Source organism: Wolbachia endosymbiont of Ostrinia scapulalis (assembly GCF_023559145.1).
Classification (GTDB): domain Bacteria; phylum Pseudomonadota; class Alphaproteobacteria; order Rickettsiales; family Anaplasmataceae; genus Wolbachia.
Genome location: NZ_CP096926.1, coordinates 151,540 through 166,195 on the forward strand (window position 1 = coordinate 151,540; position 14,656 = coordinate 166,195).

The following is a 14,656-nucleotide window of genomic DNA, read 5'->3' on the forward strand; positions in this document are numbered from 1 at the left end:
ATATGAAAAAGTTATTTCACATACTAATAATAATACTTATTTCTTTTCCCACTCTACTTGTTGCTCTAGAAAATAAAGAAAAAGTACAGATAAAAAATATTAAGTATATTGGCAATGAGCGAGTAAGTGATCAAACAATAAGGTTTTATACAAAATTAGAACCAGGTAGTCATATAAATGATGATGATGTAGATTCAGTTATAAAAGATTTATACAAAACAAAGTTATTTGCTAGTATTAACGCCTATATCGATGATGAAAAAAACTTAGTAGTAAAAATTCATGAGAACCCATTGATTAACAAAGTAATATTGAAAGGCAATAAGTTATTTAACAGTAAAGAGTTGCTAAATAACGTTATCCAGTCAAAATCACTAACTATTTTCACTGAAACAAAATTACAAAACGATTTAATAAATCTAGCTACTCTTTATAGGAACAGTGGTAAAATTGGTGTTAAAATTGCATATGAGCTAGATAAACTTGGTAGCAATAGGATAAACCTAATTTTTAAGATAAAAGAAGGAAGAACGTCTAAAATTAAGGATTTACGATTCATAGGTAATAAAAACTTTTCAGCAAATGAGCTAGAGCAAGTTATCAAAAGGCATAGCAATGATATATTTAGTAAGTTATTTAGAGCCATTTTTAAAAGCGGAACTCATTATTCACCTCAATATCTACTGATTAACACAGAACTGCTTGATCGCTTCTATTCATCTAAGGGGTATATTCAAAATAATATCCAACCAATTGTTGAGGTTGATAATAACAACCAAATAGAGTTAACTTTTTTGATTGATGAAAAGCAGCAATACTTATTTGGAAATAATGAAGTTGATATTGAAACTGAGATTCAGGATTTAAGTTTAAGGGAAGAAATATTAGAATTTATCAAAGAGGAAAATAATCAAATATTTAATAGAGTTAAAATTAACAATACAGCAGAAAAAATAAGTAAACATTTAAACGAAAAAGGATATATATTTGCAAAAGTTAATCCAGAATATACACAACATAACAATATTGTGGATGTAACTTACAAAGTGCTACCAGGTAAAAAGATTTATATAAACCAAATTACTATTGATGGTAATGACCGCACTTTAGATAAAGTAATTAGAAGAAAACTTAGCATAGCAGAAGGCGACGCATATAACACATCTGACATTCAAAAATCACGTAGAAAACTTATATATAGCGATTTTTTTGAAACAGTAAAAATAAATAGTTATATAGTGGATGAAAATGCAGTAAATCTTGATTTAAATGTCAAAGAAAAAAGAACTGCCTCGTTATCTTTAACAGGTGGCATGTCCCTTCCTGGTGGAGTATTTGTTAAAACCGATTTCACAGATCGTAATTTATTTGGTAGTGGTAAAGAGGTATCTTTTGCTCTTGAAAAAAGTCAATATGTTCTTTCTACTAGTATAGACGCTGTTGAAAACAATTTTAACGATTCTGATACTTCACTAGGCATGAGTATTTTTTATGAAAAACAAGACAAACCAAACACTACTTTCGATACCTGCAACTGGGAAGGAATAGCAAAAGTATCATATAAAATCTCAGAAAATCTAACCAATTCCTTTCAATATTCTTATAAGTATAATCACATACACATGGACAATAAGGGTGGAAAAGATGAGGATATCTCTGAGATAATAAGAGATCAAGAAGGTGAGTATCAGGTTTCATCAGTGGGATACACGTTAGCGTACAATAAACTGGATAACCTCTATACTCCTAAAGAGGGATATTTATTGCGTTTAAGTCAGGATATTTCAGGATTATGGGGAAATGTAAATTTCCTAAAATCTGAATTCTTATCTTTTTATACACACCCTATATTAAGCAAAATTGATGATGATATAACATTGCGCTTTAAAGTAGCAGCAGGTCATATTTTTTCCTATACTAATAAAGAGCTCAACATTGGCCAGCACTTCTTTAAAGGTGGCAATGAGATTAGAGGATTTGACCTTTCCGGCATTGGACCAAGAGCAGAAGACAAAAATAAAAGCTCATTGGGAGGCAAAACTTATTTTAATTTAACACAGCAAGTAGATTTTCCACTATCTAAATTATACGACTATGCTGGTATCAAAGGCTCACTATTTGTTGACTATGCAACACTTTTTGGTTTAGATGAAAAGAAGGGATATAGTGGGAAATATTACGATAGTAAGCTTATAAGAGTATCACCAGGTTTTGGCTTTTCAATGCCTTCTCCTTTTGGTAGGCTGAGATTAGATTTTGGATTTCCTTTAGTAAAGGAAGCTTATGACATAATACCATCGACAAACGTTAAAATTTCTATTGAAGCGGGGATTTAAATGAAATATATACAGTTATTTACATCAGTTATTGCCTTAATTATTTCCTTATTTGTGGGGTATAAGTTTGTAGGGTATCAACCTCAGAGCGCGATTAATACAAAGGCTGCCATTATTGATAGTGACAAAGTTATCAATGAATCTCTGGCTCTGCAAAATATACAACAACAAATAAAGGAGCAGAATTCTAGATTACAGCAAGAATTTGAAAATGAGTTGGAAAAATTTAAGCCATCGAAAGAAGAATTTGACCTTTTGTCAGAAGAAGCAAAAAAAGAAAAGACGGAACAATTTAGTAAGCATACTGTAAGCGTTAGGGATAATTACGCCAAGAAAATGTCACATTTAGAAGAAAATTATCGAGAAGCAGTAGAAAGTGTCTTTAACAAGATAAAAGAAGTTGCTAAAAGAACGGCAGAAAAAAACAATATAGATTTAGTACTATTTATTTCAAAAAAGAATCAAGTTTTATACTCCATGGATGAAGTCGATTTATCGGATGTGGTATTAAAAAATGTAAACAAGGAAATACCTGAATTTGCTTTGCAAAGCATTGAGTAGGCTTATGCAATGTAATATCAATAATATTATAAAAATACTACCACATTCTTATCCTTTTCTCTTAGTAGATAGGGTTATAGAATGCGAACCTGGTAAAAGTATAAAAGCAATCAAAAATGTTACTTTCAACGAGCAATTTTTTATTGGTCATTTTCCTGGCCATCCGATAATGCCAGGAGTTTTGATAATTGAGTCTTTAGCTCAGGCATCTGCTATATGTGTTCTCGGTAAAAAAATAGTAGAAAATAAAGTTGTATACTTTATGTCCATTGAAAACGCAAAATTCAGAAAGCCAGTCACTCCAGGAGATACCTTAATTCTTCAATCTAACTTTGAAGGTTTGCGTTTAGGTGTATACAAATTTAAGTGTGTTGCATCTGTTGGAAAAGAAGAGGTTGCAGGAGCAACAATCTTAGCAAAACTGCAAGATAAATAAAATCTTCATCTATAAGAAACAGTATGTACACTGTATAGTATAAAGATGCAACTGAATTTCAAAATCTCATTTTCAAACTTATACACTCGTAGTGAATTAATAAAGTTAGATAAGGCGTTTTTGGATTACATAAAATCGTGCGATGAAAGCTTGTTTTATTCATTAGTTGAAGCAAGAGAAAAAGCAGCTTCTTCTTCGATGTCATCCCAGTGTTCATCCCAGTGCTTGACACTGGGATCCAGAAAACAAAAAGGATGGATTCCAGCTTGGATGAAAGATGGTTGTAATAGCCAGTTAATAATGGATCTCTCACATTTACTTGATGAATTTATTGCAAAATTTTTCAATATTGAAAAAGAAGTAGAAGAGTTAAAGGAAAAACACAATGACTTTGCTGTAATATACAGATGCAAAAGATTATTTGTTCAGCGTTATGCATTGAAGAAATACACTGATGTAGCAAATATTGATTATGTCACTAACAAATTAAATAGTTTCATTACTTTACCGACAACAGAAAAAAACTTTTCTGAGCAGGTAATGAGTTGGCTTGAAAATAAAGAGGATCACAAAGAAGAAATAGAACTTGCGGCTCAATATGCAGTTTGGAGAGTGAAAAATAAACAGAGTATACTATTTAGCATACATAAGAAAATTGATTACGAAAATCTCGTATCATTCTTGAAAAAAGAAGTAGATGAGGTTGAGGTTCTGTATTCAAATGAGGTGAAAAGAAGATATGGTTTTGATCTAACAAGCAAAAAGGTGAGTTTGAATAAAGCACTAGATAATGCTCACTACTGCATATTTTGTCATAAGCAAAGTAAGGACAGCTGCTCAAAGGGGCTAATCAATGATGACAACACTTTCAAAAAGTCTCCACTTAGAGTTGAGCTGCACGGCTGCCCACTAGAGCAGAAAATATCAGAAATGAATCTGGTAAAAAGCGAAGGATATAGCATAGCAAGTCTTGCAATTGTGATGATAGATAACCCATTATGTGCGGCTACTGGACACAGAATATGCAATGACTGCATGAATTCGTGCATATATCAAAAACAAGAACCCGTAAATGTGCCAGCAATTGAAACAAGGATTCTAGATGATGTGCTTAGTTTACCGTATGGATTTGAAATATATTCTCTGCTTAGCCGTTGGAATCCTTTAAATTTTAAGCGTCCATTGCCAAAAGGAAACACTGGAAAAAACGTCCTAGTTGTAGGCCTTGGTCCTGCGGGTTTTAATTTAGCTCATCATTTATTAAACGATGGGCATAACGTTATCGCCATTGACGGACTAAAGATTGAAACTTTGATCGATAATTTACAGCTAATTAAAGGTTTTGAACACGAAAAATTGAGTGAACGCACGGCAGATGGGTTTGGTGGAGTGTCAGAATACGGCATTACTTCTAGGTGGGATAAAAATTACTTAAAGATTATTAGATTACTGCTGGAAAGACGTGAGAATTTTGCACTTTATGGAGGCATTCGTTTTGGCAGCACGATAACTGTTGATGACGCATTTAACTTGGGTTTTGATCACATTGCCTTGGCACTTGGCTCTGGTAAGCCACGAATGATCAAAATAAAAAACATACTAGCCCGTGGAGTGCGCATGGCATCTGACTTTCTTATGTCGTTACAACTGACTGGCGCTCTTAAATTTGATTCTATAGCAAATCTGCAAGTTCGTATGCCGATAGTTGTCATAGGTGCAGGACTCACTGCAATTGATACTGCTACTGAAGTTTTAGCTTACTATCCGATTCAAGTAGAAAAATTTCTTCTTCGTTATGAAATATTGGTTGATAAGTATGGAAAGAAATATGTCGAAAAAGATTGGAAAGAAGAGGAATATGAACTTGCAAATGAGCTGATATCGCATGCACAATTGATCCGAAAAGAGCAAGAATCAGCAAAAAAAGAGAATAGAGAAGCAAAAATATTGGAACTAATGCAAAGTCTAGGGGGAGTGAAAATTGTATATAGAAAAGAGCTAAAAGATTCACCAAGTTATCGATTAAATAGCGAAGAGGTGCAAAATGCACTATCAGAAGGGATTTACTTTATTGAAAACTTAGAGCCGATTGAAGTTGTAATAGATAAATATAACCACGCTGAATCAATAAAACTAATAGACACAAAATCTGATGAAATCAAGCATATAAAAGCACGTTCTATTTTTATAGCAGCAGGTACTGAACCAAATACAGTTATTGCAACAGAAGATAAAAAGCATTTTAAATTAAATAACGGATATTTTACTCATTTGAATTCATCGGGAAAAGAAATAGATCCTATCTTTTCTCCTAAGATGCGAGATAAAGATAGAATATTAGTATATAAGGAAGGCAATAAAACAATTAGCTTTTTTGGTGATCTTCATCCCTCGTATAGCGGCAGTGTAGTCAAAGCTATGGCAAGCGCTAAGAATGGTTACCCTATCATTTCTCAGCTTTTGAATAGAGTTAATAGCTTCATTTATGTCACTCCGGCTAGAATCTCGGAGTCACATGCACAATTGTATGAATGTTGTAATACAAGAGTAACTTTCACCAAAAAAGATGTCATTCCAGTGCCCAGACACTGGAATCCAGAAAACTTAATTTTGAATGAGTACACCAGATGGTTGTATAGTCAGAACTGGATTCCAGTGTCAGCTATTTGCACAACACCACCTGCTATGCGAATTACCTACAAATTGCAGCATTTGCACGCTAAAGCGTCACGCGCTGGAATAATATCAGAACACCTAGCTAACAAAGAATTTTTCAATAAAATCAAAGAGCAATTCACTGCAAAGGTTATAAAAGTTCAATATTTAACAAACAAAGTTGTGGAAATAGTGATCAAAGCACCACTTGCGGCAAAGAATTTTAAACCTGGACAATTCTTTAGGTTGCAAAATTTTGAAACCAATAGTAGAAAAGCCAATAATACAAACCTTGCTATGGAAGGTATAGCAGTAACCGGCACTGAAGTAGACAAAAAAAAAGGATTTATTTCCACTATTGTGCTTGAAACTGGCGGTTCCACTAATTTATGTAAATGTTTTAAAAAAGGTGAACAAATAATTCTTATGGGTCCAACTGGCAGTCCTACTGAGATTGGTTAAACCTATTTTGTACTAATTATACCATAATGTATATTATTTATTAATAAATCTATACTACAATAATGATTTTTATTAAGGTAGTATTATGACACATCAGTTAATATTCACACTTCCAAAAGAAAGCTACTCTATAGCTATAGGACCATGTTCTGCAAAAAGTAGAAAGTGTAAGGAGTTTATAGCAAAAAACGAAGACGTAGGTATGAAATTTCTTATTTCTACTAAAGATGATACTGGCAAAACAGGAAAAATGTCCCTTTGTAAAGATAATAACGGTCAAGATGAGTGTACAACATCCTACACAGTTCAATTTCCAGTAATTTATAATGATCTTTTTAATGATAGCTTGAGCTACGTAAGTGTTCTTTTGGATCATGATAAAGGACATTTAACTAGGATGCGCAATGAATTCGATAAATATAATATTGATTACACAGTTATGGACAATGATATAACACAGAATATGTTGTCAGAGGTTTTTATATAATCTAATTTTCATTATACAGCTACTCAGAGCTCTCTTGGTTCCATTATCTCTACTCGAATGCCGTCATTACAGTGCTTGATACAGGGATCTATAGATAAACAATTTAATATTCCACTACGTGTTAGCGGAACCTATCTATATCATTATCCAAAAAACATAAAAAACTAAATTAACGAAGAATTCTTTAATAGAATCAGATATTGCGAAGAGCATAAAAGTCGAATGAGTGCATTAAAAACTGGCAGATCCATTATATTTATGCAAATACTGAAGAGAAAGCGAGTAAATAACTCTCAACTGACAGACTTAATGAAGTTCTAGATATTAAAGTGATGCCAAACTTTATTTCAAAAAGTAAATAATTTACTAACGCTCGTGCACAAATTAAAAATAAATTATGCACGAGTGTAGCACTGTGAATTAGGAGTGCTATATTAAAGCTTACCTCACTATTAAAGCTATCGGTCAGATTAGGTTTTTAATCTAATCTGACCGGTTTCTCTATAACCTTCTAAACCCTGATATAATTATATGGTAATTAGCTTAACTAGTGGTTAATATGCAAATTGATTTTATTTGTATGTTGAGGTAGCATAAACCATACTGTTTTACATCATTGTGCAACTTTATAAATTTTTATTGCTATTTCTATTGACTACATTAATAGTGATAGTCCTAATATTACCTGAAAATTTAGGTACTACACTGAATTGCTCTCATCCAGTTCTAAATTTTGATTTATCTTTTCGTATCGTACTAATATCTTTTTTATCAGTTGCATTTTTAGCTGTTCTACCAGTACAAAATTTGACTTTTTCAGAGATGCTATCTTTTGCTGCTTACACTATTAGTTCACTTTATGCAGTTTTATCTGAACATATGATATTGGTTATAATATTCTGTGAATTAATGACTGTCAGTGCATTTTTTACTATCGCATCTGGCTGTAGAGATAGTGGACCTGCAATAAGGTACGCTTGTGTACACTTTTTCGTTGGAGTTATATTAATAGTAGGATTGGCACTTCAAAGCACTAACCTGATAATTTTGGGTTTATTGATAAACTGCGCTTGTTTTCCTTTTTCGTTTTGGATTGTTGATGCATATCCTGCTGCATCGCTACATGGCACCACATATCTCTCTTTATTTACCACTAAAGTCTCTTTTTTAGTGATGCTTTTACACACTTATAACCTATGGCAAGATTGTACTGAAATATTAGCGCTTGTAGGCGCCATCACTGCAATTTACAGCATTATATTTGCTTCTCTTGAGCAAAATATTCGCAGATTTTTATGCTATAATGTTGTAGGACAAATGGGCTTGCTGATTATTGCAGGAAGTTTGCTCAGTCCTTCGGAAAAAGCAATACCAATTTTGATACTGCATATAATCTTCTCTCTTGTTTATCAATCATTATTGTTTGTGGTCAGTAATTCGATTATTTTACAAACAAAAACAATTAGTTTTAATGGAGTGGGTAAACTGATGTCAGTGGAAGGCATGTGTGCTATAATCGCAATACTTACAATGGCTGCATTTCCTGGAACCGTTGGATTTATCAGTAAATCATATATCACAGCTGAAATTGAAATGAACACTGTTGCCTTAAAAGGGTATAAAAATTTATATAAGCTTCTAAATTTGCTGCTTCATTTAAGCTTGGGGCTAAAGTTTCTTTATTACTTATTTATTGCAAAAAGTAAGTCAAAACCTCTAGCAGAGAGGGGAAGCAAAATGACTATGATTATTTTAGCATTTATATGCGTAATCGCTGGCAATCCTTACTTACCTATTTACAATAAACCTTCGATTTTCGATTTTGTGTACAACACAAAAAATGTTTTGTCGCAATTTAATTTATTACTATGTACCACTTTATTGTTTATTCCTTTACGCAAGTTATTTTACCCGAGAGTAAATTTTAAAATGGATGTTGATTGGATTTTTAGAATTTTCATATCCTATATTATCTTGTTGTTCAATCAATTGGTCTTTAAAGTGAGAGAAATGTCTGCCAACGTACTGCAAAACTTGACTAATTCACTTACTAATTTATACTTTAATAATATTACTAAACTTAAAGAAGTGCTAAGTTATAACTCAGTAAGTTTTGTTTCAGCTTCTTCTCTCTTTTTAATGAGTATTCTACTAATGCTATTATGTTTAAATCGTTAACTGAAAGTTTAAATTCTGTATTTAGTAAACTGAGAGGAAAGTCGATCATTTCTGAAGATGATTTTAATCTTGCCATGCGTGAAATACGTATAGCTTTAATTGAAGCTGACGTTTCACTTGAAGTTGCAAAAAAATTCATCAACGACATTAAAGATAAAGTGATTGGGGAAAAAGTCATAAAAAGTGTTTCTCCAGCACAAATGATAATTAAAATTGTGCAGGATAATTTAGTTGCAGTTCTCGGATCAGAGAAAAGTGACTTAAATCTAGCAGTTAAACCCCCTGCTGTGATTATGATGGTGGGCTTACAAGGTGCAGGTAAAACAACTACCTCAGGAAAGCTTGCTTTAAAGCTAAAAAAGCAAAAGAAAAAAGTGATGCTTGCCTCTTTAGACATTTATAGGCCGGCTGCCCAGAAACAACTTGAGGTGCTGGGTAAACAGATAGACGTACAAACTTTATCTATAGTAATAAATGAGGAGCCTATTGCAATTACAAAAAGGGCACTGGCAGCAGCAAAGAACGATAATTATGATGTATTAATACTAGACACCGCAGGCAGGCTTCATATTGACAATAATATGATGAATGAGTTGAAAGCCGTAAAGGAAATAGCTTCACCTGCAGAAGTTATTTTAGTAGCCGACGCAATGATAGGCCAGGATGCGGTCAACATTGCCAAATCATTCAATGAGGTAATAGGTGTAACCGGCATTATTCTCACCCGTGTTGATGGTGATGCACGTGGTGGTGCTGCTCTTTCTATGAAAATGATCACCGATTGTCCAATTAAATTTATTGCTTGTGGTGAAAAATTAAGTGACCTCGATGATTTTTATCCCGATAGAATTGCAAAAAGGATACTTAGCATGGGTGATGTTGTATCATTGGTTGAAAAAGCTGCTGAGATTGTTGGTCAGGAAGAAATTGATAAGTTACAAAAGAAAGTAAAAAAGGGTAAATTCGACCTAAACGACCTAGTGGGAATGTTAAAAACTCTGAGTAAAATGGATGGCATTAGCAACATAATGAAATTCATCCCTAGTTCATTCACAAAAAAGCTAAGTAGCAGTGTGCCAGACGACAATAAAGTGAAAAAATATATAGCCATCATAAACTCAATGACCGAAAAAGAAAGGCAAAATCCAGATATTTTAAATGGCAAAAGAAGACTTAGAATTTCTAAGGGGTCCGGAACAAGTGTAACTGACGTTAATCTTCTAATTAAGCAGTATAATCAAATGAGCTCTATGGTGAATAAGTTCAGTAAAGTTGACCATAGTAAACTCAAAGAATCTGATTTGATGGATATGCTAAGCAGAAAGTAAGTCAGCAGGTAGTGGAATGAAATAAAATCATCAGTTGTAATTGCTGTTGAATAGTAAAGTATATTATTTTAGCGTGAAGTAATAAATTCAATAAATTTCTTCAGTTGGAATTGGCATGATAATAAAAATTGATACAAGTTACTTTATCTATATTTAATGCGCTGTTTTATAGCTAACACACTATACCACCGTAGCACTACACTAGTAACAGACCGAAGGTTGTCGATATCTCAAGTTAGGCTAGTTACAGCATCCACAATATCGTTTGTAAACCTGTAGCTATATACAATAAATGAACTTTTTTATATATTCGTTGTTAGTATTTTGTATTTCCTGAACAGTTCCGTGAAAAATGATCTCCCCTTCATATAATACTGCTATTTTGTCAGCTATTTTAAATGCACTATGAATATCATGTGTAATCGTGATAATTGTAGGACGAAGATCTTGAGATAATTTTATTATTATCTCGTTTACTACATCTGACATGATTGGGTCTAATCCTGAAGTTGGCTCATCCAATACAATAATTTCTGGGTTGTGTGCAATTGCTCTTGCAAGTGCCACTCTTTTCTTCATTCCACCTGATAGTTCTACTGGAAACATTTCTGCTATGTTTTCTTCCAGTCCAACGTCATTTAACTTCTCGATTGCTAGGCGTTTTGCCTCCTTTATGCTGATATTAAAGCGTTTTTTATAATTAAAAGATATATTTTCCCACACTGTAACGTAGTCAAACAAAGCGGAATTTTGAAATAAGACTCCAAATTTATTTTTGCTTTTACTATTTATTTTAATAGACCCTGAGTCTGGTGTCAGTAATCCAATAATTATTTTTGTTAATACAGATTTACCACTTCCTGAGCCGCCAAGTATGACTAATGATTCTCCTTTCGATATATTGAAAGTTATGTTGTTTAATATCGTTCTATCATCAAAGGATAAGCTTAGATTCAATATTGATATTATGGGGCTATGCATGTATTAAAGTAATTAAGTAATTTGCTAAAATTATCAATATAGAGGATATAACAACAGTTGATGTTGTTGCAATACCTACTCCTCGTGCACCTTCCCTACAATGGTAACCGTAATAACAACTTGAAACAGAAATTATGGCGCCAAAAGCAGTCGCTTTCATTAGCCCAACAATAAAATCGTACATATTAAAGAATTGAGCTGTATATTTTATGTATATATTTAAATTGTGGTTAAATTCAAAGACTGCGGTGACATACCCTCCAAATATTCCTATTAGATCTGCACATACTGTAAGTATTGGAAATACTATAACTGACGCTAGAATTCTTGGTACAATTAAATATTTGAAAGGATTGATGTCCAAAGTTGTAAGTGCATCTATTTGTTCAGTGATGCGCATCGTGCCAATTTCTGCTGCAATTGAGGACCCAACCTTTCCTACCATTATTAAGCTGATCAAAACTGGCCCTAACTCTTTAATGATAGTAACCGTAACAAGTTTAGGTACTACTTGTTCTTGATTAATCAATATACCACTTAAGCTACTCTGTAAAACTATCACTGCTCCTATAAAAACTCCAGTGAGCCCAACAATTGGCAAAGAGAAAAAGCCTATCTCTATAATTTGTCTTGCCACATTGCTAAAATAATATGGAGGAATAAAGCAGTGGTATAGAGATTGAATAAAAAATACAAATGCGTTACCAATCCTCAACAGAAAGTTGATAAAGCATCTACCGATTATTCTAACGCTGTCTATATTAAAGGAACTCACTTTACATTTATCTTAGCTAAAATTAGTTTTACTGATTTTATTAAAATTTTTATTAACTTCGCCAGAGTATAGTCAAGATATGTCTTAAGTTCAATATACTTTGATCAAAATGCTTGAGTTTAAGTTTATAAGAGTGAATTGTATAAGAAAACCTTACTTATTTCGCTATTTACTTCTTGTAAAAAACATGCTACTAATAAATTGTGTTATATAATTGAATTGGAGTAAGTTTTGGCAGTTCCGAAGAGAAAAAAGTCAAAATCAAGGCGTAATATGCATCGTTCTCATCATGCTATTAAGCCTAAGAATATTGTGGTATGTGCAACAACTGGAGAATTCATGTTGCCTCACAACATAGCAGTTGACAATAGTTACAAAGGAAAACGTGTTTTCATTAAACAAAAGGCGGAGTAACTCATGATATGTTACCCACGGTCAACAACAACATAGTTATCGCACTTGATGCTATGGGAGGGGATTTTGCACCTTTTTCCGTAATTCAGGGTGCTAGTTTTTTCTTGGATAATCTTGTTGACCCAGGTGTTGAAGTTTTTTTTCATATTTATGGAGATCAGAAAGAAATATCTCCTTTGCTTTCAAAATACAAAAAAGTAAGCGATAGCTCCGAATTTACCCATTGCTCTGATAATGTTCTTCCAAATGATAAACCCTCTTTTGCACTTAGACATCGCAAAGATTCAAGTATGAAGGCAGCTGTTGAAGCAGTGAAAAAAGGTAAAGCTTTTGGGATGGTGTCTTCAGGCAACACTGGAGCATTGATGGCTATCTCCAGATTTATTTTAGGAACATTACCCAATATCTATCGTCCTGCTATTGCATCTGTCTGTCCAACTAAGACAAAAAGCTTTGCATTGCTTGATCTTGGTGCAAATGTTGACTGTAATACTGACTCATTATTTCAATTTGCATTAATGGGGAGTATATTTGCAAAAATAGCATTAAAAGTTGAAAATCCTGAAGTCGCTTTGCTAAACATTGGTACAGAGGAAGTGAAAGGTACTGACTCAGTAAGAGGAGCTTTTGAGTTACTCAAAAATGCTCCAAGTATTAACTTCAAAGGATATATAGAGGCAAGTGAATTTTTAGATGGTAATATAGACGTAATTGTTGCTGATGGTTTTGTTGGTAATGTAATGCTCAAGACAGCTGAGGCAACTGCTGGTACTTTTATCAGTCTAATAAAACAGGAAGTATTTAATTCATGGATGACAAAAATGCTTGTCGGCATATTGTTGAAACCCAAGCTAAATAAAGCATTAGAGCGTTTTAATCCTAAAATTAGAAGTGGAGCTATGTTTTTAGGGCTAAATGGTATCATTATAAAGAGCCACGGAAATTCTGATGCTATTTCTTTTGCTCACGCTATAAAATTTGCAGTAAATGCAATCAGTGAAAATTTGAACCAGAAGATAATTAACGGGGTAAGTCATATTAAATAAAAGTTTCATATTGAGCACTGGTTCTTACCTACCAAAAAAAATTTTGAGTAATAACGAAATTGCATCGATAGTTGAAACAAACGATGAATGGATAAGGCAAAGAACAGGAATAGTTCAAAGACATATAGCAGATGAAGGAGAATTAACGTCAGATTTAGCTGTTAATGCAGCGAAAAATGCTATAGAAAAAGCGAAAATTTCAATAGATGAAATTGGTTTGATCATAGTTGCAACAACAACACCTGACAAAACTTTTCCTAGCTGTGCAACGATTATACAAAGTAAATTAAAGTGTAAAAACGCATTTGCTTTTGATGTACAGGCAGCATGCTCTGGTTTTATATATGCAGTTACAGTTGCTGATTCACTTATAAAGTCTAACGATAGAATTAAATACGCGCTTGTTATTGGTGCTGAAATAATGTCTAGGATTGTTGATTGGGAAGATAGGTCAACTTGTGTACTCTTTGGTGATGGTGCTGGTGCAGTGATAATGAAATCAGAAATGAGTAGCAGTAGCATTATATCAACAAACTTACACTCTGATGGCAATGTGGACTTATTATGTACAAACGGAGGAATATCCTCTACTCGTGATTCTGGAAAGATACTTATGAATGGAAGAGAAGTGTTTAAACATGCAGTAGAGAAATTAACAGCCTCAGTAGAGGAAACTCTAAAATGCAATAGTTTGAAGATTACTGATATTGACTGGTTAATTCCCCATCAAGCAAACATTCGCATTATTGAAGCAGTAGTAAAGAAATTAGATTTTCCTATAGAAAAAGTAATTAATACAGTTGATAAGCATGCAAACACCTCAGCAGCGTCAATTCCACTAGCCTTAGACTATGCAGTACAAGAATCAAAAATAAAGTCAGGAAATCTGATATTGCTGATTTCAATAGGTGCAGGCCTGACCTGGGGTTCTGTGTTACTGCGCTATTAGACTTCCTATTACCCACGCTTCTTTTTTCTCAGTTTTATCGTTACATGC

12 protein-coding genes are annotated in these 14,656 nt (G+C 33.2%); 10 read left to right on the top strand and 2 right to left on the bottom strand.

What is annotated here, in order from left to right:
• The first annotated feature begins 2 nt into the window (after nt 1-2).
• From bamA to ffh, 7 genes are all read left to right on the top strand, one after another.
• Nucleotides 3-2,336 (top strand): outer membrane protein assembly factor BamA, encoded by a 2,334-nt coding sequence (bamA, locus tag M1L26_RS00815; protein WP_250120232.1) that lies wholly within the window; start codon nt 3-5, stop codon nt 2,334-2,336.
• Nucleotides 2,337-2,897: an OmpH family outer membrane protein gene (locus M1L26_RS00820; RefSeq protein ID WP_211907708.1), complete on the top strand. Its 561-nt coding sequence runs from the start codon at nt 2,337-2,339 to the stop codon at nt 2,895-2,897. It abuts the gene before it with no gap.
• 4 nt (nt 2,898-2,901) lie between these two features.
• Nucleotides 2,902-3,333 (top strand): 3-hydroxyacyl-ACP dehydratase FabZ, encoded by a 432-nt coding sequence (gene fabZ / locus M1L26_RS00825; RefSeq protein ID WP_211907707.1) that lies wholly within the window; start codon nt 2,902-2,904, stop codon nt 3,331-3,333.
• 45 nt (nt 3,334-3,378) lie between these two features.
• The gene (locus M1L26_RS00830; RefSeq protein WP_250120233.1) at nt 3,379-6,450 is read left to right on the top strand and encodes a WPE palindromic element domain-containing protein; all 3,072 of its coding nucleotides are present in this window, start codon (nt 3,379-3,381) and stop codon (nt 6,448-6,450) included.
• Nucleotides 6,451-6,535: 85 nt separating this feature from the next.
• On the top strand, nt 6,536-6,937 hold the full coding sequence (locus tag M1L26_RS00835) for a hypothetical protein (protein WP_211907705.1): 402 nt from the start codon (nt 6,536-6,538) through the stop codon (nt 6,935-6,937).
• Nucleotides 6,938-7,555: 618 nt separating this feature from the next.
• The gene (locus tag M1L26_RS00840; protein ID WP_211907704.1) at nt 7,556-9,115 is read left to right on the top strand and encodes a proton-conducting transporter transmembrane domain-containing protein; all 1,560 of its coding nucleotides are present in this window, start codon (nt 7,556-7,558) and stop codon (nt 9,113-9,115) included.
• Complete coding sequence (gene ffh / locus M1L26_RS00845; RefSeq protein WP_211907703.1) at nt 9,100-10,443, top strand: signal recognition particle protein; 1,344 nt, start codon at nt 9,100-9,102, stop codon at nt 10,441-10,443. Before M1L26_RS00840 ends, ffh begins: the two co-directional genes overlap by 16 nt.
• 279 nt (nt 10,444-10,722) lie before the next feature.
• On the opposite strand, the gene M1L26_RS00850 is transcribed toward ffh, so the two are convergent.
• Both M1L26_RS00850 and M1L26_RS00855 read right to left on the bottom strand, forming a co-directional pair.
• Nucleotides 10,723-11,424: an ABC transporter ATP-binding protein gene (locus M1L26_RS00850; RefSeq protein ID WP_211907702.1), complete on the bottom strand. Its 702-nt coding sequence runs from the start codon at nt 11,422-11,424 to the stop codon at nt 10,723-10,725.
• Complete coding sequence (locus M1L26_RS00855) at nt 11,417-12,199, bottom strand: MlaE family ABC transporter permease (RefSeq protein ID WP_211907701.1); 783 nt, start codon at nt 12,197-12,199, stop codon at nt 11,417-11,419. Before M1L26_RS00855 ends, M1L26_RS00850 begins: the two co-directional genes overlap by 8 nt.
• Nucleotides 12,200-12,430: 231 nt before the next feature.
• On the opposite strand from M1L26_RS00855, the gene rpmF reads away from it, so the two are divergent.
• The 3 genes from rpmF to M1L26_RS00870 are packed head-to-tail and all read left to right on the top strand — an operon-like array spanning nt 12,431 to nt 14,608.
• On the top strand, nt 12,431-12,613 hold the full coding sequence (gene rpmF / locus M1L26_RS00860) for a 50S ribosomal protein L32 (RefSeq protein WP_006014434.1): 183 nt from the start codon (nt 12,431-12,433) through the stop codon (nt 12,611-12,613).
• Nucleotides 12,614-12,621: 8 nt separating this feature from the next.
• Nucleotides 12,622-13,659, top strand: a complete 1,038-nt coding sequence (gene plsX / locus M1L26_RS00865) for a phosphate acyltransferase PlsX (protein WP_211907700.1) — start codon at nt 12,622-12,624, stop codon at nt 13,657-13,659.
• Entirely contained in the window at nt 13,649-14,608 is a 960-nt protein-coding gene (locus M1L26_RS00870) for a beta-ketoacyl-ACP synthase III (RefSeq protein WP_211908754.1), read from the top strand. Before plsX ends, M1L26_RS00870 begins: the two co-directional genes overlap by 11 nt.
• Nucleotides 14,609-14,656: the final 48 nt, after the last annotated feature.

Bases quoted from the DNA above. Each gene is read 5' to 3' on its own strand.
- bamA (WP_250120232.1), top strand. From the start codon at position 3: ATGAAAAAGTTATTTCACATACTAATAATAATACTTATTTCTTTTCCC.
- M1L26_RS00820 (WP_211907708.1), top strand. From the start codon at position 2,337: ATGAAATATATACAGTTATTTACATCAGTTATTGCCTTAATTATTTCC.
- fabZ (WP_211907707.1), top strand. From the start codon at position 2,902: ATGCAATGTAATATCAATAATATTATAAAAATACTACCACATTCTTAT.
- M1L26_RS00830 (WP_250120233.1), top strand. From the start codon at position 3,379: ATGCAACTGAATTTCAAAATCTCATTTTCAAACTTATACACTCGTAGT.
- M1L26_RS00835 (WP_211907705.1), top strand. From the start codon at position 6,536: ATGACACATCAGTTAATATTCACACTTCCAAAAGAAAGCTACTCTATA.
- ffh (WP_211907703.1), top strand. From the start codon at position 9,100: ATGTTTAAATCGTTAACTGAAAGTTTAAATTCTGTATTTAGTAAACTG.
- M1L26_RS00850 (WP_211907702.1), bottom strand. From the start codon at position 11,424: ATGCATAGCCCCATAATATCAATATTGAATCTAAGCTTATCCTTTGAT.
- plsX (WP_211907700.1), top strand. From the start codon at position 12,622: ATGTTACCCACGGTCAACAACAACATAGTTATCGCACTTGATGCTATG.